A 22,625-nucleotide genomic window follows, 5' to 3' on the forward strand; every position below is an offset into this window, starting at 1 on the left:
TCAAGCCGCGCGGGCGGCGTCTGATGTGAGGTCCAGCTGCATGAATTGCGGTCGGGATTTTTGGCCGTCCGACCGGTTGGTCAGGGGATAGTGTCCCGGAGGAAGCGCCGCCAGCGGCATGCCCGCCGAGGCCAGCATATATGGCGAGACGCGATGGCGGGTGCACAACCCATCGGCACCGTCGCTGATCAGCGGAGTCTCGAATTCGATGCCCTGCTCAGCCTCGACGGAGCGTCGGACGGCCCCCACGACCAATTGCCCCTCGCCCAGGTCGAGGACCAGTTGGGTCCCCAGCGGAACGTTGAGAATGCCTTCGATCCGTGCGCCTGTCTTGGACAGGTTGCGCAGCACCGCATCGTAGCGATGATCTTCATGAATTACGCCAATCCTGCGAAATACCGATTTGCGTTCCGACCGATGCTTGGCCGGACCGTTGGGCTCGAATGCCAAGTCGCCGCTTTCCAGTTTCTCGAGCACGACATCCTGCGGGATCGCTTTCGAGAAGATGAAGCCCTGTATGTAGGTCGCGCCGCGTTCCCGCACGAGTTCAAGCTCGTCCATGGCCTCGACGCCTTCTGCCACCGTGGTCATGTTGAGCGCGCCGGCAAGGCTTACAATCGCTGTGATGATGGCAGAATTGTTGTTGTCGTTCTCGGTCGATCCGCGAACGAAGCTCTGGTCGATCTTGATCTTGTCGAACGGCGCGTTCTTCAGATAGCCGAGCGATGAATAGCCGGTGCCGAAATCATCGAGCGCCAGCGCCACGCCAAGCTTTTTAAGCGCAACGAACATATCATGCGTCGCATTGGGATCGCCGATGAAAACGCTCTCGGTCAGCTCGAGCTCGAGCCGCCTCGGATCAAGGCCCGAATCCTTCAGTGCCTTGCAGACGATCTGCGGAAGGTTCGGATCGCCAAACTGCACGGCCGAGACGTTTACCGCGACCGAAATATCGCCTGGCCAGGAAGATGCATCTGTACATACCCTGCGGAGAACCCATTCGCCCAGATCGCCGATCTGGTTGGTGTCTTCGGCGACCGGGATGAAGTCACCCGGACTTATCCAGCCCCGCTCCGGATGATTCCAGCGGATCAGCGCTTCGAAACATTTGACCCTGTGTGTCTTGGCGTCGACCAGCGGCTGGTAGTGCATCTCCAACCCCTGATCCATGGACAGGGCATCGCGCAGGTCTTCCTCGATTTCACGACGATGCCGCGCACCGTCCTTCAGTTCGCTGGAATAAAAACGGTACTGACCGCGCCCGCCGCCTTTCGCGGCGTAGAGTGCAAGGTCCGCGGCGCCGACGAGTTCTTCGGTATCGATGCCGTCATAGGGCGCGATCGCAATTCCCACCGACGTGCCGATAATCGCGCGCGCTCCATCGATCGAATAGGGCTGCGAGATCATCTGGATAACGCGCGCCGCGACTTCGCCGAGCCGCCCGCGATCCTCGATGTCGGGCAGGATCACCTGAAATTCATCGCCACCCAAACGCCCGATTTCACCGTTGCCGCCGATAATGCGTTCAAGACGCTGGCCGACCTGTTTGAGCAGCTCGTCGCCCGCGGGATGCCCGAGCGTGTCGTTCACCTGCTTGAAACGGTCGAGGTCGAGCATCATCAGCGCGCAAGAACGCTTGGCAGCCTTATAGGCTGTCAGCGTCGTGGTCAGCCGCTTGGTCATGCGGTGGCGATTGGCGAGACCCGTCAGCGAGTCATATTGCGCCATACGGCCAACCTCGAGCTGGTTTTGGCGTACGGCCGTTATGTCCTTGGCGCTGCCACGATAGCCCAGCAGATCGCCATTTCCGTCGAGCTGGGGCTTACCAGAGATGGACCACCAGATCTTTCTGTCGTCACTCTCTCCAATAGAAATGCGAACCGGCAGGTCGGAGATGGTGTTTCGTGCACGCAGCAAGAACGGCAGCGGCCTTTGCGGCGATTGCTCGCCCTTTTCTTCCTCTCCCCTCTCCAGGATGAAGAGTTCGGACAGGGGCTTGCCGATCAGTTCGTCGGCACTGCAGCCGAACTGGGCTGCTGCATTTTCTGAAAGATAGATAAGCTTGGATTCGGAATCGGTTGCCCAGAACCAGCCCAGGTCGGCGCTTTCGAAATCGTCGAGCAACGACAGCCGGCGCGGATCGGTCTTGCCGATCGCGCGCGATCCAGTGGCATCGCCGCCACCCTTGACATGCCTCTTCGAGAAGAAATTTCCGATTGCCATTACTTGCTCAATTCATCCCGATCGATGTCTCCGATGCGCGAACCTGATTATATTTTTCCCGGCTGACAGCCTTACATTCTTATGCCTACCAAGCAGTTAACCCGCCTCAGCCGGCAGCGGCCTTTTTCAGCGAGAATGTGGTGTCGCTGATGTGAAGGTCGATCCTGCCCGCTTCGGAATCCGGCAAGGGCGTCGCGAACTCGAGCCCCATGCGGTCTTCCTTGCTCCAGCGTGTGGTCCCGGTCACGATCACGCGTTCGGTGATGGCCACCCTGAAGATCGTGCCGGCGGGCACGTTCCAGAGGCCTTCGATCAGCGCCCCGGTCGAGGAGATATTTCGAATGGTGCCTTGGTAATGCTGGCCATCATGCTCGAGCAGGATTTTACGCAGCATGCTCTGACGGGGCGCACGGGCCGACTTCGGGCCGCGGGCAATCGCTGTCAGCCCGGTTTCCAGCCGCTTGGTCGCTTCGGCCTTGTTCAGTGGCTTCTCGTAGATATAGCCTTGGATGTGGCTGCATCCGTGCATCCGCACGAGATCGAGCTCGTCGAGCGTTTCGACACCTTCTGCAGTGGTATCCATCCCCAGTTCCTGGGCGAGACTGGTGATAGAGGCGATGATCGCGCCGTTCCGACTACCCGGCACGGTTGCGCCGCGCACGAAGCTCTGGTCGATCTTGATCTTGTTGAAAGGCGCCGTCTTGAGGTAGCCGAGCGATGAATAGCCTGTCCCGAAATCATCGAGCGCCAGACGCACGCCGATTCCGCTGAGTGCAGCAAACATCGCGTCGGTGCCTTCATCGTCGTTGAGGAAGACGCTTTCGGTAATTTCGAGCTCTAGTCTCGTCGGTGCGACACCGGCCTGTGCCAGCGCACTGGTGATGATCGTGGGCAGCTGTTCGTTCGAGAACTGGAGCGGAGACACGTTGACTGCGCAGCGGATCGACTTGGGCCAGGACGCGAGATCGTGGCAAGCGGTACGGATGGCCCACTCGCCAATCGCCTGGATCAACCCGGTATCTTCGGCAATGGGGATGAACTTTGCCGGACTGATGTAGCCATGCTGCGGGTGCTTCCAGCGCAGCAGTGCTTCGAAGCCGGCAATCCGCTCGGTCGCAGTCTGGACGACCGGCTGGTAATGCAGCTCCAGTTGCCCTTCGCTGATCGCTTCGCGCAGGTCGCGCTCCAGTTGCGAGCGTTCCTCCGCTGCAGAGTGCAGGTCGTTCGAATAGAAGTGAAAGCGCCCTCGCCCGCCATCCTTGGCAGCGTACAGCGCGAGGTCGGCATTACGAATGACGTCTTCGCTCGATTCACCGTTTTCGGGCGATATGGCGATCCCGATCGATACCCCGATGACGACACGTTGGCCTTCGATCGAATAGGGCTGCGACAGCGAACGGATGATTCCCGCCGCGAGATAGGAAAGCTTGTCCTTCGGCACACGCCCGGGAAGAATGACCTTGAACTCGTCTCCACCTAGCCGACCGACCCGGCCCATGTTGCCGACCGTCGACTCCAGCCGTTCGGCTACTTGCTTCAGCAAGGCATCGCCTGCCGGGTGACCCAGCGTATCGTTGACATGCTTGAACCGGTCGAGGTCGAGCAGGAACACCGCGCATTCGCGGTTGGCGACCTTGGGCGAGGCCAGGATCTTTTCCAGCGACTGCGACATCTGGTGGCGGTTCGCGAGGCCCGTCAGGGAGTCGAAATGGGCGAGACGCGAGGCATGTTCTTGGCTGCGGCGCTTCTCCGTCAGGTCGGTCCCCGACCCGCGGAAGCCGCAGAAGTTCTGGAAGCTGTCGAAGATCGGACGACCACTGATCGACCACCACCGCTCTTCCTCGATCCCGGCGGCCTTCACCGGCAGTTCCTGGAAGGCCGAGCGCGCGGAGAGATGAAACGCGATCGTGCGCTCGCCTTCGCGATTGTCATGCGCAAGGTCGAACAGTTCGGTGATAGGGCGGCCGATGAGCCGCTTGGCCTTGGTGCCCAAGCGGTTTGCCACCGGGCCGGAGACATAGGTCAGCAGGCCCCGCCGGTCGGTTTCCCAGAACCAGCCGTTCCCGGTTTCCTCGTAGTCGCGAAGAATATCGATCGCGCGGTTGAGGATGCGCTCGTCGGTCTGTCGGCGTTCAGCGCGTTCGCGGTCGATCTTCGCTTGATATCGTGACAGTATGGCCAGGCCGGCTGCGAACACCGCGAACATGGTGACGTTGGTCGGATTGCCCTCCATCAAGGCGAGCGGCGCCCACGATGCGGCGAGACACGCGTACATCGGTCGCGGTCGGCCAGTGAGAAGAGTCGCCGAAATGGCATTGAAAGAAATCACGCCCATCACGCCTGCGGCAATGGGCAGATCGCCAAGCAACACCCACAGACCCAGCGCCAATCCGTAAAGCAACGAAGGTACCACCGTAACGGCGACTGCAGCCGCCGCCGCCGAAAGGACTTCGCGAGTAAACGAACGTTCCCACAGGCTCACTTTGCTGGCGATCCCGAAGAACAGCGCGGACGAAACGAATGCCGCGATGGCAAGGTATGACGGCAGTGCCTGCGTCAGCAGGCTGCCCACCACTGCTGCCACCAGCGGCAGCAACGCCATGAAAGTCCAGTTGGTCGGGAGAAAATAGACTTCCGAAAGGCCATTGCCCTTGCGCGGCTTGTCGATCCCGCGGGCGGTTGCGGGATCGCGTCGGTCGTCTCTTTCGCGGTCGGACGCTTTTTGCGGCTTCGGTTTGGCTTCAGTGGGTGACGCTTGGCGCGCAGTTGCGGGGGCGCTCGCCTCATCGCGCACGCCATCCTGCAGTTTTTGTTGACTGGCACTGTGTCCGCCCATGCCGCAGCTATGCGTCAAAAGCGGTTTATAAAGGCTAAAGATCAGGCCTGACGGAAGCGGTTAATCGCCGTTAGCCATGGCAGGCAGTCGCGGGAATTCTCGCCCAATCCTCGCCTCTTGTCAGTTTCATGGAGAGCGTGCATCCTGCGTCGGTACTGGGAGGGGGATGCCTGTGCGTCACATCGCCGTCGTCGGATCGGGTCCGGCAGGATATTACACCGCAGAGGCGGCTCAGAAACATTGGGGCGAGGACGCCCGGATCGACATCTTCGACATGCTTCCGGTGCCCTACGGCCTGATCCGGACCGGGGTCGCGCCGGATCATCAGTCGATCAAGGGTGTTTCGCGGCGCTTCGAAAAAACCAATCTTAATGAAAACGTCCGTTTCGTCGGCAATGTGTCGCTCGGGAAAGACGTTTCTATACAAGAACTCAGCGGCCTGTACGATGCGGTGGTATTGGCTACGGGGGCTCCGCGCGATCGCGAGCTGGATTTGCCCGGCAAGGAGCTCGGCAATATTCACGGCAGCGCTGCATTCGTCGGTTGGTATAACGGCCATCCCGAGTTTACGAATATCGATGTCGACCTGTCGGGCAAGCACGCCGTCGTTATCGGCATGGGCAATGTGGCGCTCGATGTCGCGCGCGTGCTGGCCAAGACCCCGCAGGAGTTCGACGGGGCCGATATCGTCCAACACGCCTATGATGCGCTGGAAGCGAGCACGATCGAAACCATCACCATCGTCGGGCGGCGCGGGCCGCACCAGATCATGATGACGCCCAAGGAACTGGGCGAACTGATGCATCTCGAGCGGGCCAGCCCCTATGTCGATGCGGGCGACCTGCCGCCCGAGGAAGACGACATGATCCTCGAGCCGGGTCTCAGGAAATCGGTCAGACTCTTGCGCGACTTCGCCGCTATCCCGGCCAGCATCCATGGCGAGACCCCGGTCACCATCGAATTCGACATGTTCGCCAGTCCAATCGCCTTTCACGGCGATGGCCGGGTCCGCGAAGTCGAAGTGGAGGAGACCAGAGTGGAAGCCGGTCGCGCCATCGGCACAGGCAACACCTACCGCATCAGGGCGGACCTGGTCGTGACCTGCATCGGCTATCGCACCTCGCCGATTCCCGATGTGCCCTTCGACGAACGCGCGGGTCGCTTTGCCAATGACGAGGGCCGCATACTGCCCGGCATCTATTGCGTCGGCTGGGCGCGCCGCGGACCGTCGGGCACGATCGGCACCAATCGTCCGGACGGATATGCGGTGGTCGAGAAGATCGCGGAAGACATGGAGACTGGTGCACTCCGGCACGGCGGAAAGAAGGGCCGTGAGGGTTTCGATGCCCTTGCCGCCGAGAAAGGTCTCGACATTGTCACCTTCCGCGACTGGAAAAAGATCGAGGAGGCCGAGGAAGCCGCCGCACGCGAAGGCGCCCCGCGCGAAAAATTCGTCGAGATCGCGGCAATGATCGCGGCCAGGGGCTGAATGCTTGAGGACGGCAGGAAGGTGCGCGCGGCAGGAATTTTGTTTCCATGGCCAAGCACACTTGATTCTTGCTAAGGGCTGCATCCAGAGCAATCGGATCACGCGGCTGCGAGCCCCGCCGCGCAAGACCAAGGAGAGCCTTGAACATGGCCGTAGAATTCGATGACGAAGCCGCCCAGCACACTACCGCGCTCGGCCCCCTCGTGGGCCTGACCCGCGAGGATATTTTCGGCGCCGTTGCCGTACTTCTCCGCGAAACCGCTTCCGACCCGCAGCGCCTGATGCGCCACGGGCAGGAAATGGGCAGCGACATGATCAAGATCATGACCGGCCAGAGCGAGCTTGCCCCCAATCCCAAGGACAAGCGCTTCATGGACCCGGCTTGGCGCTACAACCCGTTCATGCGCGCCGGGATGCAATACTACCTCGCAGTGCAGAAAGGCATGTCGAGCTGGCTGGAAGATCTTGAGCTCGACGAGCTCGAGAAGGATCGCGCGCGCTTCATCTCCAACATCATCATCGACGGACTCGCCCCCACCAACACGCTGATGGGCAACCCGACCGCGCAGAAGCGGCTGATCGACAGCGGCGGTCTTTCGCTGATCAAGGGCCTCAAGAACGCCTATACCGATATCACCGAGAACAAGGGGATGGTCAGCCAGGTCGACAAGCGACCCTTCAAGCTGGGCGAGAATGTCGCGACCTCGAAAGGCTCGGTCGTCCTGCGCACCGAGATGATGGAACTGGTCCATTACGCGCCGACAACGGACGAAGTGTACGAGATTCCACAGCTTACGATCCCGCCACAGATCAACAAGATGTATATCAACGACCTCTCGCCGGAGAAGTCGGTGGTGAAATACCAGCTCGACAACGGCATCCAGACCTTCGTCATTTCCTGGCGCAATCCGTCCAAGGAACAGGGTGTGTGGGACATGGCAGATTATGTCGCCTCTTGCCGTGAAGCGATGGAAGCGGTGAGCGCGATCACCGGATCGAAGAAGGTCAATGTCTCGGCCGGTTGTTCGGGCGGCCAGACCGCAGCGATGCTCGCGTCCAAGATGGCCAGCGACAAGGACGACCTGCTCGGTGCGCTGACGCTGATGGTCTGTGTGTTGCACCCCAAGCAGAACGATATCGAGGCCGGCTCGCTGATCAGCAAGAACGGGCTCGAACTCGCCCGCCAGCGCGCGGCGAAGAAAGGCGTGATCAAGGGCGACGATCTGGCGCGCGGTTTCGCGTGGCTGCGGCCCAACGATTTGATCTGGAACTACGTCATCAACAATTACCTGCTGGGCGACGATCCGCCGGCTTTCGACGTCTTGTTCTGGAATGCCGATGCGACCAATCTGTCCGCCAGCCTGATGGGCGATTTCCTGACCATTTTCGAAACGCTGGCCTTCACGAAGAAGGGCGAAGTCGAGATGGTCGATCACAAGATCGATCTCAGCAAAGTGAAGAGCGACCTGTTCATCCTCGGCGGTGTGACCGATCACATCACCCCGTGGAAGGCGACCTATCGTTCGACACAGCTGTTCGGCTCAAAGGATGTCACTTACGTGCTGAGCCACTCGGGTCACATGCAGGCGATCCTGAACCCTCCCGGCAATCCCAAAGCGCGCTATTATCTCAACAAAGGAAAGAAGCTGCCCGAGACCGCCGACGAATGGCAGGCTGGCGCGGAAGAAGTCGCCGGAAGCTGGTGGCCTTACTGGATGGAATGGGTGCAGAAGCGCTCCGGCGAGAAGAAGGACGCGCCCAAGGAAGTTGGGAATTCCGACTACAAAGCGCTGGACCCGGCGCCCGGTCTTTACGTAGTGGAAAAGGTCTGAAGACGCCTACCGGTCGCAAGGCGTCATAAGGGGACTGCGCTTTGCCAAAAAAACAGGAACTTACCGCCGATATCTCGATGGAAGAGGTCGGTGGACGCACTTTGCGGGTGGCCAAATGGCGGCTCGATGCGCCATCGGACCACCCGCCGATCCTGTTTTTCAACGGCATAGGCGCCAATATCGAAGCGGTCGCGCCGCTTGCCGAAGTGCTCGACGATCGCGCGTTTATCATGTTCGACATGCCCGGCGTCGGTGAATCGCCCGACCCGGTGCTGCCCTACAACCCTTTCACGATGAGCTGGACGGCGGCGCAGCTGCTCGGCCGCTACGATATCGATGAAGTGGATGTGCTCGGCATCAGCTGGGGCGGCGCGATGGCGCAGCATTTCGCGCTGCAGCACGGCGCGCGCACCCGGCGACTGGTGCTGATCGCGACCACGCCGGGCATGGCAATGGTTCCGGGTAATCCGGCGGCCTTCACCAAGATGGCTAATCCGCGTCGCTACATCGATCCCGACTTCATGAACGAGCATTTCGCAACGCTCTACGGAGGTGCCACAGAAAATCCGGGTCAAAAGGCTGAGCATGTGGGCAGGCTCAAGCCTCCTTCGCCGCGCGGCTATCTGTACCAGCTGCTGTGCATGCTCGGCTGGACCAGCCTTCCCGCCCTGCCCTTCCTCGGCAAGGAAACGCTGGTGATGATGGGCGATGACGACCAGATCGTGCCTGTCATCAACGGCAAGATCCTCGCCCGCATGATACCGAACGCGCGGCTCGAAGTGGTCGAGGGTGGCGGACATCTGTTCCTGCTGACCCATGCCGACGAGAGCATCGCCCTGATCCGCGATTTTCTCGATGCTCCAGAAAACGCGGAGTCGAAAGCCGCATAGCTCGCGCCGCTGGACAGCATTCGCACAATATGAGACCTCTCCTCTCGGAGAGGGCGAACGGACACGATGGCAACCGCCGGACCGCGCTCGGCAACATGAGCGCACGATCGCATGCAAGATCTCGACCCGGCGCCGATCGCGCGTCCCTTTATCGAACGTCAGACGAGCGGCGCTGGCGGCGCTTTGGACAAGACGGGGTTTGCCTGGGCCGTTTTCGAATGGGCGCGCAATCCGTATTACATCCTCATCGTCATCTATATCTTCGCGCCCTATTTCGCGCGCGACATCATCGGCGCGGACCTGCTGGCGAGTGGCGAACTGGCGGGGCTGGAGCCCGACGAAGCACTGCGGACAGCCAACGCGCAAGGCCAGGCCACCATCGCTTCGGTCACAAAATGGGCGGGCTTCATCGCCGCGCTGACCGCGCCGTTCCTTGGCGCCGCGCTGGACCGCGGCGGGCGCCTCAAACCGATCCTCGCCATCTTCCTGGGCTCGATCACACTCTGCTCGGCGCTGCTCTGGTTCGCGCAACCGGGCGGTGCGGGGCTGCCGGTATGGGCTATCATGAGCCTATTGGTGATCGCCTATGTCAGCTACACCTATTCCGAAGTCACGCACAATGCGATGCTGAGCGTTGCGGGCGAACCGCGAAGCCTGTCGATGATTTCCGGGCTGGGCCTCGGCCTCGGCAACCTTGCCGGGACGCTCATGTTCGTTGCCATAGCGCTGCTCTTCGTACTACCCGCAGTGGCGCAATGGCCATTTGCCGAACCCCAGTTCGGTTTCGACCTTGCAGAATTCGAACATTCGCGCTTCGTCGGACCGCTTTGCGCGGTCTGGCTGGCGGTGTTCTCCATCCCCTTCTTCCTCAACGCCAGGGATCCGGGTGTGGCAGGCGCAAGCTGGATCGCAGCGGTAAGAACCGGGTCGCGCGCGGTGTTCCAGACCATCCGCGAAGCCGCCAAATATCGCGAGCTGATGAAGTATCTCGTCGCCCGCATGTTCTATGCCGACGGTATGGCGGCGCTGCTGGCGCTGGGCGCGGTCTATGTCGCGCTGTTCCTCGACTGGAGCTTCCTCGACATGCTCTGCTACGCGATCTTCGCATCGGCATGGGCATTCTTCGGAGGTCTGTTTGGCGGCTGGCTCGATGGCAAGGTCGGCGTTAAATTTGCGCTGATCATCGAGATCGTCGGCATGGTGCTGACCATGATCGTCCAGCTTTCCATCACGCAGGATAGTCTGTTTTTCGGATTGGTCGAAAATTACCAGGTGTGGGACGGGCTGGTGTTCCAGACGCTGAGCGACCTGACGTATCTCGCCCTGATCGCAGTTGTAGCAGTCACCGCAACCGCCAGTATTTCGTCCAGCCGTTCGATGCTGGTCACTCTCGCCCCGCCCGGGCGTAGCGGCGAGTTCTTCGGGCTCTATGCCATCGCCGGGACCATCACGGTCTGGATGGGGCCGCTACTGGTCGAAGTGTTCACCACTGCTTTCAACGACCAGCGCATCGGCATGGCGTCGATCTCGATGCTGTTTCTGATCGGCCTGGCGGTGCTGGTGACCGTCAGGATGCCGGAGCGGGCTTAGGCAGCCACTCGCGCAGGATCGCGTTCACTTCGTCGGGCGCGTCTTGCTGCACCCAGTGCGAGACATTGGGCAGGCGTTTGACCGTGATATCGGGCACCCATTGCTCGGTGCCTTCGGTGCAACGGATATTGAGCGCAACGTCCTCCTCGCCCCAAACCAATAGCGTTGGAACATCGACGCGGAAATCGCCCGGATCGATCGTGTCGCGGTGCCGCATCGCCGCGCGATAATAATTCACCATCGCTCGCGGCGCGCCCGGCCTCGCGGCACCGGCAGCATAGACCGCCTTCACATCCGGCCCGAACCGCTCCGGATTGCAGCTCGTCTGCGCGAATAGCTCGCCGATCCGCTTGCCGCTGTCCGCACCGATGCGCTTTTCCGGCAGCCACGGAAGTTGAAAGAAGAACACATACCAACTCTTCTTGATCTGCTCCCACCGCCGCAACTCGCGCTGAAGAACCTTGGGGTGCGGCACATTCATGATCACCAGCCGCTCGAGCGGTCGCAGTTTCAGGATGGCGAAATACCACGCGATGATCGCGCCCCAGTCATGCGCGATCAGCGTCACTTTTGTCGCCCCGCTCGCATCGATCAGCGCCGCAACATCCTGCGTCAGGTGATCGAGCGCATAGTCGCGCACTTCCGTTGGACGCGTCGTCTCGCCATAACCGCGCATATTGGGCGCCCAGACGCGGTAGCCCATTTCTGCCAATAGCGGCATTTGGTGACGCCAGCTGAAATGCAGCTCGGGAAAGCCGTGCAGCATGAGCGCGAGGTGATCGCCCTCACCCGCCATCGCGACTTCGAATTCCAAGCCATTGGCGGGGACCCGATTGATCGCAATCCCGCTCGCAGGATCGGGCATCCAGCTTGTCTCTCTCTCCATGCAAGAGGTCTTAGCATCGCCGCATTCTGTGTGCTATATAAGTTGCAAACAGAAATGGGAGAGAGACCATGGCAAATTTCGACCTTGTGATCCGGGGCGGCACCATCGTGGACGGGACCGGCGAGACCCGCTTCACCGGGGACGTCGCGATCAAGGACGGACTGATCGCGCAGGTCGGCGAAGTGACCGGCAGCGGCGCGGAGGAAATCGACGCCAGCGGCAAGGTCGTCACGCCCGGCTTCGTCGACATCCATACGCATTACGACGGCCAGGCGACATGGGACCAGGAAATGGCCCCATCGAGCTGGCATGGCGTCACCACCGTCGTCATGGGCAATTGCGGCGTCGGCTTCGCGCCGGCCAAGCCCGACAAGCACGAGTGGCTGATCCAGCTGATGGAAGGCGTCGAAGACATCCCCGGCACCGCGCTCGCCGAAGGGATCACCTGGAACTGGGAGACCTTCCCCGAATATCTCGACGAGCTCGACAAGATGCCGCGTGCGGTCGATGTCGGCACCCATGTGCCGCACGGCGCGGTCCGCGCCTATGTGCTCGGCGATCGCGAGGAGCCCGGCGTTGTTCCGACCGAAGACGAGATCGCGCAGATGGCGCAGATCGTCGAGGATGGCGTGCGGGCAGGTGCGCTCGGTTTCTCGACCAGCCGGACGGTGCTGCACAAGGATGTGAACGGCGTATTGGTGCCCGGCACCACCGCACAAGCCGACGAGCTGGTCGAGCTCGGCCGCGCCATGGGCCGCGCCGGGCACGGCGTGTTCGAAATGGCCAGCGACCTGCGCCGCGAGTGGAACGAGTTCGAATGGATGGGCAATTTGAGCCGCGAAACCGGCCTTCCCGTCACTTTCGCAGCGCTGCAGAGCATCGCCAAGGAATTGCCGCTCGACGAGCAGATTCAGACCATGCGCGCCGAGAACGATAACGGCGCCAATATCGTCGCCCAGATCGCTTTGCGCGGCAACGGGATCATCATGGCGTGGCAGGGGACGGTGAACCCCTTCATGCTGCGCCCGAGCTGGCAGGACATCGCCGAGCTTTCGTGGGAGGAGCAGAAGGCAAAGCTGCTCGATCCCGCCTTCAAGGCCAAGCTTCTGAGCGAAGAGAACGACTATTCCGAAGTGGCCGAGGACACCAAGGACGTCATCATGTTCGTCACCAATGCGTGGGGCATGATGTTCGAGATGGACGACAGTTTCGATTACGAGCCGACGCATGAGGAATCGGTCCTCGCGCGCGGCCAGAAGGCGGGCGTCGAGCCGCAGGAATATGCTTACGACATGCTCTGCCGCGACGATGCGAGCGGGTTCATCTATTTCCCGATCCTCAATTATGCCGACGGCGACCTGGAATTCCTGCACCCGCTCCAGCACAGCGACGACACGGTCAATTCGCTGAGCGATGGCGGAGCGCATTGCGGCACGATCTGCGATGCGGCGAGCCCAACCTTCATGCTCCAGCACTGGGTCCGCGATCGCAAGCGCGGCGATACGATCAGCCTGGAAAACGCGATCAAGCGGCAATGCTCCGACACCGCCAGGCTCTACGGTTTGGAAGACCGCGGCATCCTTGCGCCGGGCTATCTTGCCGATCTCAACATCATCGACATGGATCAGATCAAGCTCGGAAAGCCGTGGCTGGCGTTCGACCTGCCTGCGGGTGGCAGGCGCCTGTTGCAGAGGGCCGACGGCTATGTCTGCACGATCAAGAATGGCACCGTGACCTTCCGCGACGGCGAATGGACCGGCGCAACGCCGGGTGGCCTGATCCGCGGGCCGCAGCGTGCCGAGATGCTCGAAGCCGCCGAATGAGCGGTTACGCGCCCCGCAAGGGGGATTGGGCCGTCATCACCGGAGCCGGACGCGGAACCGGACGTTTCCTGGCGCAGCATTTCGCGGCCAAGGGCATGCGCATCTGCGCGCTCAACATCGATGCTTACGAAGCCGAGCAGACGGCGCGGCTCTGCGGCGAGGACAGTCGCGGGCGCGGCTGCGATGTATCGGATCGCGACGAAACGATGGAGGTCGCGGAAAAGCTTATCGCGCAGGGGGTCGAACCCGCGCTGCTTTGGATCAATGCCGGGGTCGGCAGCGCGGATACGGTCAGCACGGTCAAGCCGCATACGCTCGACTGGCTGATGGGGGTGAACGTACTCGGACCGGTGCATACAGCGCAGTCCTGGCTCCCAAGCCTCAAGAAGCAGGTCGGGCCCAAACATGTCGGCATCACCGCGTCGTCCGCCTCGGTTGTGCCGGTCAGCGGACCGTTCACGCTCTACGCCACAACCAAGCAGATGACCGCAGCGGTCGGCGAAGCGCTCGCGGCAGAACTTGCCGAGGAGCAGATCGGTGTCACGATCCTTTGCCCCGGTATCCTCAACACGCAAATCTGGAACGCCGCGCAAGCCCGGCCCGAGCGGTTCGGCGGCGCCCGATCCGCCCCCGACGAAGCAGGCGAACACTGGCGCGCCCAGCCCGGCCCTGAAGTCCTCGCCGAAGGGATCGACACGGTGCTCGGGCGCGGCGGTGGCTGGTGCATCGTGCCGACCGAAGGCCGCACCGAGAGTCTGATGGAGCACCGCCACCGCGCGCAGCATCACGGTTTCTTCCACTACGCCATCAAACCATCCAAGGACTGACCCGCCATGAAAGCCATCCGCACAGGCGCCACGCCCTCCACCCTCGACGCACTCGAACTGGTCGATATCGATGACGCACCCGCACCCGGCCCGGGCGAAATCACGGTAAGAATCCGCGCCAGCTCGCTGAATTATCATGACTACGCTGTCGTCAAAGGCATGATCACGACCGAGCAGGGCCGCATCCCGATGTCGGATGGCGCAGGCGAGGTGACTGCAGTCGGCGATGGCGTAAGCGAGTTCGCTGTCGGCGATACGGTGGTTTCGACCTTCTTCCCCCAATGGCTCGACGGCGCGCCGCCGACCAGCGCCTTCACGCAGGTACCGGGCGACGGCATCGACGGCTATTCCCGCGAAAGCATCACCGCGCCGACCACATGGTTCACCCGCGCACCCACGGGCTACAGCGCGGCGCAAGCGGCCACGCTTACCTGCGCCGGCCTGACCGCATGGCGGGCGCTCTTCGTCGATTACACACTCAAGCCCGGCGACACGGTCTTGGTACAGGGCACCGGCGGCGTCTCGATCTTCGCGCTGCAACTGGCCAAGGCAGCGGGCGCAACGGTGATCGCCACCAGCTCCTCCGACGAGAAGCTCGAACGCGTGAAGGCGCTCGGAGCCGATCACACGATCAACTACAAGGAAGTAGAGGCCTGGGGTCCGAAAGCGCTGGAGATCACCGGCGGTCGCGGGGTCGATTGTGTCGTCGAGGTTGGCGGCGCAGGCACGCTGGACCAGTCCATGCTAGCCGCGCGCATCGGCGGGCATGTGGCGCTGATCGGCGTATTGTCAGGCTTCGCCGGTCCGGTGCAGACCGCGCTGCTGTTCTCCAAGAATCTCACCGTCCAGGGCCTCACCGTAGGCAGCCGCGCGATGCAGCAGGATATGATTTCCGCCATAGAAGCCAACGGCATCGAGCCGGTAATCTCCGATCACTTCGCCTTGGCCGACCTGGCCGATGCTTTCCGTCACCAGGAAGCGAACAAGCACTTCGGCAAAATCTGCGTCGAGATCTAGGGCTCGATCACGATCCCGACCGCCGGGTCGACCTTGCCGCCGAGCATTTCGAGATAGGTATCGCGCGCTGCATCGAGCCCATTTCGGCGTTCGATACTGATCGTGCCGCCGACGGCTTCGAGGAAATAGTGCCAGCTCTCGGCCATCTGCTTGCCCGCGCCTTCCGGCCCAAGTTCTTTGAATAACGCGACGGCATGGTCGGGCGCGAAGAACAGCGTCGGCGTGGGTCCGGGCAGGTCGGCTGCGCCGCCCATGCCTTCGCCGCGCTCCTCGATATGCGTCACCCCCACTAGGCAGGAGTATTTTAGATCGTCGGCGAAGTGATGATGCAGGCTGCCCAGCAGGCCGGCATTCCCTGCAAAATCCACCGTGACAGTGTCCGTCTTCGCGAGGGAGGTCACATCGTCATAGGCGACCACTTCGTCGTAGAGACCGGTCCCCTCGACGAAGTCGACATTGCCCGCCGAGGTCAGGCCGATCCTCTTAATGCCTGGCGAGCGTTGCTTGGTGACAGCCGCTAAGCTCATAGCGGTCTTGCTAGAGGCGCTGGTCAACACCACCTGCTCCGCCCCGAACCAGTTCTCGCCCCGCATGAAATGCTCGATCAGGAACCCGGTCTTGAACAGCGGGCCAAAGATCATCCGCTCGCCTTCGCGGTTAGGATCATGCTCCGGATCGGCTGCGAGGCGCGAATACTGGTTGTAGATCGGGCTCATCGGCTGGCGATGCGCGGCGGTGTCGACGAAACCGCTCTTCGAGACATTGCCGGGCACGACGTCCAGGTGCGTTGCCATGGGTAGATAGCCATAGACGCGCTCTCCGACCTCCAGATCGGGCGTGTTGCTTTCGATGACGCGGGCATGACCCCACATCGGCACGATGCCGTGACCGTCCGCCGCCGGGAAGAAATTCCAGTACCCGAACGCATCGCCGATCACCGCGTAGGTGATGTTGTTGGCGGTGACGGAGAAGCTTTCGATCTCCAGCCGCGCCCCGCCATCGGCGAGCGGGCCCGGCTCGATATCGGCCATGTGCGTGGTGGCGAGATCGTCTTTCTGGACGTGGACGGCTTGAGCCATGGGGGTCTCCTCTTTGCTTGAGGCGACCCTAGCCACTTGGGATAGTCGAGGCGAGCCTAGAATATTGCGGCGGCTACACCCGCATCGGCATCAGCACATAAAGTGCCGGGCTGTTCTCGTCCTTGCGGATCAGCGTTGGGGCGCCCGCGTCGGCCAGGTGCAATTCGACCATGTCGCTGTCGATCTGGCTGAGGATGTCCTTGAGGTAATTGGCGTTGAAGCCGATCTCGAACCCTTCGGACTTGTATTCGGCCGCGAGTTCCTCCGACGCGGTGCCGTTATCGGGCGATGTGACCGAAAGCGTTACCTTGTCGGCATCCAGACCCATCTTCACCGCGCGGGTCTTTTCCGTGGCGATGGTGGCGACGCGATCAACGCCTTCGAAGAAACTCTTCGGGTCGACTTTGAGCAGCTTGTCGTTGCCGGTCGGGATCACACGGCTGTAATCGGGGAAGGTGCCGTCGATCAGCTTGGAGGTGAGTACCGTGCCGCCCTCGCCACCGAGCGTGAAACGGATCTTGCTGGCCGAAAGGTCGACGACGACATTGCCGTCCATCCGCTCTTCCAGCAGCTTGCGCAGCTCGCCCACGGCTTTGCGCGGGACGATGACATCCGGCATGCCGTCCGCGCCGTCGGGGCGGGCGAGCGTGAAGCGCGCAAGGCGATGACCATCGGTGGCTGCGGCTTTAAGAACCGGCGTGTCCTCGTCCGACACATGCAGGAAGATGCCGTTGAGGTAATAGCGCGTTTCCTCGGTGCTGATCGCGAAGCGCGTGCGGTCGATCAGTTCGGCGAGGGTCTTGGCCGGGATTTCGAAGCTGGTCGGCAAATCGCCTTCCACGATGACGGGGAAATCGTCCTTCGGCAGGGTCGGCAGCTGGAAGCGGCTGCGCCCGGCCTTGATCGTCATCCGGTTGTCGGCGACTTCGAGGCTCACCTGGCTGCCGTCGGGCAATTTGCGGGCGATGTCGAACAATAGGTGGGCGGAAACGGTGGTCGAGCCGGAGGATTCGACGCTTGCGGCGTTCATCGTTTCGACGACCTGCAGATCGAGGTCGGTCGCCATGACCTTGACCGCGCTGCCGTCTCCGGCCTCGATCAGGATGTTCGACAGGATCGGGATCGTGTTGCGGCGTTCGACAACCGACTGGACGTGGGAGAGGCAACGGAGGAGCGTTGCGCGTTCGATGGTGGCCTTCATCGGTCTTTCTCTCGTTTTATGGGCGCCCACAAGGTGCAAAAACCCCACCGGAATCGCCCCGGGCGCCGGGTAAATTGCCCATAAACCCTAGCGCACCTGCGAAGGCGGGCAAGGAGTTCAGCTCAAGAGGCGGGATTCCTTGGGGATAACCGCCGCAGAAAGTTCGATTCCGGATAGGTCAGGCGCTCACCATGGCCATGCCGCCGTTCACATGCAGCGTCTGGCCGGTGACATACCCTGCTTCCTTGCTGGCGAGATAGGCGACTGCTGCGCCGATGTCCTCGCCCTCGCCCATCTTGGCCATCGGAATGCGCGCGTTGATGGTCGCTTTCTGGTCGTCGGTGAGTTGGTCCGTCATGGCCGTGCGGATGAAGCCGGGGGCGACGCAATTGACGGTGATCCCGCGGCTCGCCAGCTCTTGCGCCAGCGCCTTGGACATGCCGGTGAGACCCGCCTTGGCCGCGACATAGTTCATCTGGCCCGGATTGCCGGTCGCGCCGACCACGCTGGTGATCGAGATCATGCGGCCGAACTTGGCTTTCATCATCGGACGGGCGCCGGCGCGCATCAGGCGGAATGCGGATTCGAGGTTGATGGTCATCACCTCGTCCCATTCCTCGTCCTTCATCCGCATGGCGAGATTGTCGCGCGTGATGCCGGCATTGTTGACGAGGATGTCCATCTTGCCGAGCGTATCGATCGTTGCGGGGACCAGTTCCTCGACTTGCGTCGTGTCGGAGAGGTTGCAGGTGATTTCGACATGGTCGTGGCCGAACTCGTCGTTGAGCTCTTCGCGGAAAGCGCGAAGCTTGGCCGCGTTCGAACCCGACAGCGCCAGCCGTGCGCCCTGCCGCGCCAGCGAGCGCGCGATCGAGGAGCCGATCCCGCCGCTGGCCCCGGTCACAAGTGCGGTCATTCCTTCGAGCGAAAACATCAGCCAATCTCCTTTGCGAGCGCTTCCAGATCTTCCATCGTGATTGCGCTGGTAATTTGCGCTTCCTTGTCGATACGACCCACCATCGGACCGAGGACCTTGCCACCCAGTTCGATGAAGTGCGCAACCCCGCTATCGCGCATTGCCAGCACGCTCTCGCGCCAGCGAACGCGGCCTGTGACCTGCTGGACCAGCAGGTCGCGCTCTTCGGCAGGGTCGCTGACCTTGGCGGCGGTGACATTGGCATAGACGGGCAGGCTGAAACTGCTCGGCGGCGTTTCGGCGAGCGCTTCGGCCATGGCATCGGCGGCAGGTTGCATCAGCGAACAGTGGAACGGCGCGGAAACCGGCAGCGGGACACCGCGCTTGATGCCGTGTTCTTTCACCAGCGCCACCGCGCGCTCGATGGCACCCGTGTGGCCGGAGATGACGACCTGCGTCGGATCGTTGTCATTGGCGATTTCGCAGACTTCACCCTGCGCGGCGGCCTCGGCCAGCGCTGTGGCTTTCTCGATATCGGCACCGAGCAAAGCCGCCATCGCTCCTTCGCCAACCGGAACAGCGGCCTGCATCGCCTGCCCCCGCAGCTTGAGAAGCCGCGCCGTATCGGCGAGCGAGAATGCGCCGACCGCGCAAAGGGCAGTGTACTCGCCGAGCGAATGCCCGGCGACGCAATCGCCTGTCTCGACCAGCGACACGCCGAGATCCTGCTCCAGCACGCGCAGGGTGGCGATGGCATTGGCCATGATCGCCGGTTGCGCGTTCTCGGTCAGCGTAAGGTCGGCTTCCGGCCCGTCGCGCATGATATCGCTGAGAGTCTGGCTGAGCGCGTCGTCGACTTCCTCGAACACTGCGCGCGCCGCCGCGCTGGCATCGGCCAGGTCCGCGCCCATACCGACCTTCTGGCTGCCCTGTCCGGGAAAGATAAATGCGCGCATGTGAAATCTCCTGTCCTGGAGACGCGATTACGGAGCCTGCGGCGGACTCGCAACCCCGAACGGCACGACGTGGTTGTCCGCCGTGTGGCCGATGCGGGCCCGGCCGAGAAAGGGAATTCCCGCGCGATCGCACCAGAACTTCGCAATTTCCTCCGGCGTCTGGCCGAAGTCGCGGTCGTTCTCGGGCACAGCCGTGACCGCACCCAAACGTAGCCCGGCGAGGCGCGGCAGCGTGTTCGCCAGGCTGAAGAACAGGCGATCGATCGCGTAGAGATGCTCGCTGACTTCCTCGACCATTACGACATGCCCGGTAAGGTCCGGCAGCAGCGGCGTATCGACCAGCATGGCGAGCGTGATGAGATTGAAGGCGACCGTCGGCGTCTTGCCGTCCACGCTGGGCTCGACCCCGCTCGCATCGCCGGAGAACCAGTTGAGCACGCGGCGCAGCGCGCCTCGCCCCCGTTCGCTGCGCGCGCTGACCGGCATCGAGCCATGGACCGGCTGCCCAATCCCGGCGCGATAGAGCGCGGCGAGCATGTAGCCCATGTCGGAAAAGCCGACATAGGTCTTCTCGCGCGCAGCATCGTTCATCCGCGCGGTCGCAGCCTGGGCGATGCGGTTGGAGCCATAGCCGCCCTTGGCGAACCAGACCGCGTCGAATTCGGGATTGTTGGCGCATTCGACCAACGCATTGAGGCGCGTGAGGTCGTCACCCGCGTAGTGCGCGAAGGTCTCAAAGCATTGGTCGTGAAACCACACCGAATGCTGCGGGTATTCGGCGGCGACGAATGCCTCCATCGCTGCCGCGTGGTCGCGGGTGATGGCAGTCGCGGGCGCACAGATGGCGATGCGGGTCATGCGATCTCTCTAACCTTATTCGTCATTCCCGCGAAGGCGGGAATCCAGCTTTTATTCGACTGCTCCACAAAAGTAAGCTGGATCCCCGCCTGCGCGGGGATGACGAGAAAGCGAACTACCGCTAATCCGGGGCCATGACCGACCTTCCCGATCCGACCGAGCACCTCACTGCGCGCCCGTGGTTCTTCTGCGGTATCGGCGGATCCGGGATGCAGCCGCTGGCAGCAATCCTCAAAGGGCGCGGAGCCGAAGTCGCGGGATCGGATCGCAGCTTCGACCAGGGCCGAACGCCTGAGAAATTCGCCGCTCTAGAGCGGCAGGGCTTCGAGCTCTTCCCCCAAGACGGGAGTGGCATCACGCGCGAGGAGCAGGTGCTGGTGGCGAGCGCGGCGGTCGAGGACAGCGTGCCCGAAGTCGTCCGCGCCAAGGAGCTCGGCCTTCCCCGCCTCACCCGCGCCGATCTCAACGCAGCCCTGTTCAACTCCGCCGAGACAGGCGTCGCCATCGCCGGGACCAGCGGCAAATCCACCGTCACCGGGATGCTCGGCTGGATCCTGCACCACGCTGGCCGCGAGCCGACCATCATGAATGGCGCGGTGATGAAGAACTTCGTCAGCGAAGGCCGCCCCTTCGCCAGCGCCGTGATAGGCGGCGTAGACCTTTATGTGTCCGAGGTAGACGAGAGCGACGGTTCCATCGCGCTCTACCAGCCCAAAGTCGGCCTGCTGCTCAATGTCAGTCTCGATCACAAGAGCATGGAGGAGCTGCGCACGCTGTTCGGCGACTATGTCGAAGCGTCGGACATCGCGGTGATCAATGCAGATGACGACGAGGCGATCCAGTTGGAAGGCCGCGCCGACGATGCGATTACTTTCGCGATCTACGACAAGGGCGCGAGCATCGGGGTGGTGGATGGCAGCCGTGCCGATGGGCCGGTCCGCCAGGCCGCGACCGTGATCGACCGGCGCGACGACAGCGAACATGCGCTGGTGCTGCACATGCCGGGGCGGCACAATCTATCCAATGCCTTGGCAGCAATCGCCGGTGCCAGCGCTGCGGGCGTGCAAGTCGCGGATGCCGTTGCGGCTTTGGCGGAGTTCAAGGGCCTCGCTCGCCGCTTCGATATCATCGGCACCAGCGCCTCGGGCATTACCGTGATCGACGATTTCGGCCACAACCCGGAGAAATGCCGCGCCACTTTGCGCACGCTCAAGGCGCATCCGGGCCGCGTGCTCGCCTTCTTCCAGCCGCATGGCTACGGCCCGCTGCGGCAGATGGGCGCTGAACTGGCGGAGACCTTTGCCTACGAACTCGACGCCGACGACATCACCCTGCTGTGCGACCCGGTTTATTTCGGCGGAACCGTCGACCGCAGCCAAGGCAGCGAGCGGATCGTCGACCTGATCGCGCAGGCGGGTGGACAGGCCATCCACATCAATACCCGCGAAGGCTGCGGCGACTGGCTTGTCGCCAATGCGCAGCCGGGCGACCGGATCGTGGTGATGGGCGCGCGTGACGACACGCTGACCGAATTTGCGTCGAGCATTCTCGCGCGACTGGACTAGATTGCGGCCGCTCCGGCTTTCTCGCGCTCCACCGCCCGCATATACGCCTCCCGCGCCGTCAGGCGCTCGCGATAGGCCTTGAGGTTCTCCGGAACGCCTTCATCGAGCCCGACCTGCCTGGCCAGGATCAGCGCATAGCCGACGCATATGTCGGCCACGGTCAAACGATCGGCGCACAGGAACTCGCGCCCTTCCAGCCGCTGTTCGATCTTCACCAGCCGCTTCCAGAACCACTTGGCATAGGCCTGCCCAGCGTCTTCCCAGCCCTTGTCCTTCTCGAACAGGGCGAAGCGCATGAACACCGTCTGCGGGAAGGTGAGCGTCGCATCGGCGTGATAGGTGTAATCGCAATATTCGGCATAGTCCGGTTCGCCCGGCGCGATGGCCAGGTCCGTGAAACCGTTCCTGGTGGCGAAATAGTGCGCAATGGCGCAACTCTCGGTCATATGCGTATCGCCGTCCACCAACAGCGGGATCGTCCCCAGCGGATTGATCTCGAGATACTCCGGCGCCTTGAACCGCGGAGGGAACGGCAAGAGTTTAAGCTCGACATCCACGCCCGCCTCCTCCGCCGCCCAAGTGCATCTGAGGCCCCGCGAGCCGCGACAGGTGTAGAGGATGGGTTTCGTCATGGCGC

17 protein-coding genes are annotated in these 22,625 nt (G+C 62.4%); 8 read left to right on the top strand and 9 right to left on the bottom strand.

Annotated features, from left to right (window positions below; genetic code table 11):
- Entirely contained in the window at positions 1–2,223 is a 2,223-nt protein-coding gene (locus EL2594_RS07195) for a putative bifunctional diguanylate cyclase/phosphodiesterase (RefSeq protein ID WP_011414381.1), read from the bottom strand.
- 106 nt (positions 2,224–2,329) lie between these two features.
- A complete protein-coding gene (locus EL2594_RS07200; protein WP_011414382.1) occupies positions 2,330–5,059 on the bottom strand; it encodes an EAL domain-containing protein in 2,730 nt (909 codons plus the stop codon).
- Between the two features lie 172 nt (positions 5,060–5,231).
- Between EL2594_RS07200 and EL2594_RS07205 the strand changes: the two genes are divergently transcribed.
- The 4 genes from EL2594_RS07205 to EL2594_RS07220 all read left to right on the top strand — a co-directional run bounded on the left by EL2594_RS07205 (position 5,232) and on the right by EL2594_RS07220 (position 10,860).
- Positions 5,232–6,548, top strand: coding sequence for an FAD-dependent oxidoreductase (locus tag EL2594_RS07205; protein ID WP_041685805.1), 1,317 nt, complete (start codon positions 5,232–5,234; stop codon positions 6,546–6,548).
- Between the two features lie 146 nt (positions 6,549–6,694).
- Positions 6,695–8,380: a PHA/PHB synthase family protein gene (locus tag EL2594_RS07210; RefSeq protein ID WP_011414384.1), complete on the top strand. Its 1,686-nt coding sequence runs from the start codon at positions 6,695–6,697 to the stop codon at positions 8,378–8,380.
- 41 nt (positions 8,381–8,421) lie between these two features.
- Positions 8,422–9,270: an alpha/beta fold hydrolase gene (locus EL2594_RS07215; RefSeq protein WP_324603027.1), complete on the top strand. Its 849-nt coding sequence runs from the start codon at positions 8,422–8,424 to the stop codon at positions 9,268–9,270.
- Between the two features lie 111 nt (positions 9,271–9,381).
- Positions 9,382–10,860: an MFS transporter gene (locus EL2594_RS07220; RefSeq protein ID WP_011414386.1), complete on the top strand. Its 1,479-nt coding sequence runs from the start codon at positions 9,382–9,384 to the stop codon at positions 10,858–10,860.
- Here EL2594_RS07220 and EL2594_RS07225 read toward each other — a convergent pair.
- Complete coding sequence (locus EL2594_RS07225; protein ID WP_155806009.1) at positions 10,838–11,746, bottom strand: alpha/beta fold hydrolase; 909 nt, start codon at positions 11,744–11,746, stop codon at positions 10,838–10,840. The genes EL2594_RS07220 and EL2594_RS07225 overlap by 23 nt on opposite strands.
- A gap of 68 nt (positions 11,747–11,814) precedes the next feature.
- On the opposite strand from EL2594_RS07225, the gene EL2594_RS07230 reads away from it, so the two are divergent.
- The 3 genes from EL2594_RS07230 to EL2594_RS07240 are packed head-to-tail and all read left to right on the top strand — an operon-like array spanning position 11,815 to position 15,413.
- Positions 11,815–13,569 carry an N-acyl-D-amino-acid deacylase family protein gene (locus tag EL2594_RS07230; protein WP_011414388.1) on the top strand — a complete coding sequence of 585 codons (1,755 nt, stop codon included), beginning with the start codon at positions 11,815–11,817 and terminating at the stop codon, positions 13,567–13,569.
- Positions 13,566–14,396 carry an SDR family NAD(P)-dependent oxidoreductase gene (locus tag EL2594_RS07235; protein WP_011414389.1) on the top strand — a complete coding sequence of 277 codons (831 nt, stop codon included), beginning with the start codon at positions 13,566–13,568 and terminating at the stop codon, positions 14,394–14,396. The genes EL2594_RS07230 and EL2594_RS07235 overlap by 4 nt, the downstream gene beginning before the upstream one ends.
- A gap of 6 nt (positions 14,397–14,402) precedes the next feature.
- Positions 14,403–15,413, top strand: a complete 1,011-nt coding sequence (locus tag EL2594_RS07240) for a zinc-dependent alcohol dehydrogenase family protein (protein WP_011414390.1) — start codon at positions 14,403–14,405, stop codon at positions 15,411–15,413.
- Here EL2594_RS07240 and EL2594_RS07245 read toward each other — a convergent pair.
- The 5 genes from EL2594_RS07245 to EL2594_RS07265 all read right to left on the bottom strand — a co-directional run bounded on the left by EL2594_RS07245 (position 15,410) and on the right by EL2594_RS07265 (position 20,423).
- Positions 15,410–16,492 carry a DUF2855 family protein gene (locus EL2594_RS07245; protein WP_011414391.1) on the bottom strand — a complete coding sequence of 361 codons (1,083 nt, stop codon included), beginning with the start codon at positions 16,490–16,492 and terminating at the stop codon, positions 15,410–15,412. The two genes, EL2594_RS07240 and EL2594_RS07245, sit on opposite strands and share 4 nt — an antisense overlap.
- Positions 16,493–16,565: 73 nt before the next feature.
- On the bottom strand, positions 16,566–17,693 hold the full coding sequence (dnaN, locus tag EL2594_RS07250) for a DNA polymerase III subunit beta (protein ID WP_011414392.1): 1,128 nt from the start codon (positions 17,691–17,693) through the stop codon (positions 16,566–16,568).
- A 178-nt stretch (positions 17,694–17,871) separates the two neighbouring features.
- Positions 17,872–18,627 (bottom strand): 3-oxoacyl-[acyl-carrier-protein] reductase, encoded by a 756-nt coding sequence (gene fabG, locus EL2594_RS07255; protein ID WP_011414393.1) that lies wholly within the window; start codon positions 18,625–18,627, stop codon positions 17,872–17,874.
- Positions 18,627–19,565: an ACP S-malonyltransferase gene (gene fabD / locus EL2594_RS07260; protein ID WP_011414394.1), complete on the bottom strand. Its 939-nt coding sequence runs from the start codon at positions 19,563–19,565 to the stop codon at positions 18,627–18,629. Before fabD ends, fabG begins: the two co-directional genes overlap by 1 nt.
- Before the next feature lie 27 nt (positions 19,566–19,592).
- Positions 19,593–20,423 carry an LD-carboxypeptidase gene (locus tag EL2594_RS07265; protein ID WP_011414395.1) on the bottom strand — a complete coding sequence of 277 codons (831 nt, stop codon included), beginning with the start codon at positions 20,421–20,423 and terminating at the stop codon, positions 19,593–19,595.
- A gap of 134 nt (positions 20,424–20,557) precedes the next feature.
- Here EL2594_RS07265 and EL2594_RS07270 point away from each other — a divergent pair, with 134 nt between their 5' ends.
- Complete coding sequence (locus EL2594_RS07270; protein WP_011414396.1) at positions 20,558–21,988, top strand: glutamate ligase domain-containing protein; 1,431 nt, start codon at positions 20,558–20,560, stop codon at positions 21,986–21,988.
- On the opposite strand, the gene EL2594_RS07275 is transcribed toward EL2594_RS07270, so the two are convergent.
- Positions 21,985–22,620: a glutathione S-transferase family protein gene (locus EL2594_RS07275; protein WP_011414397.1), complete on the bottom strand. Its 636-nt coding sequence runs from the start codon at positions 22,618–22,620 to the stop codon at positions 21,985–21,987. The two genes, EL2594_RS07270 and EL2594_RS07275, sit on opposite strands and share 4 nt — an antisense overlap.
- Between the last annotated feature and the right edge of the window lie 5 nt (positions 22,621–22,625).

It is taken from the genome of Erythrobacter litoralis HTCC2594 (assembly GCF_000013005.1).
GTDB lineage: Bacteria > Pseudomonadota > Alphaproteobacteria > Sphingomonadales > Sphingomonadaceae > Parerythrobacter > Parerythrobacter litoralis_A.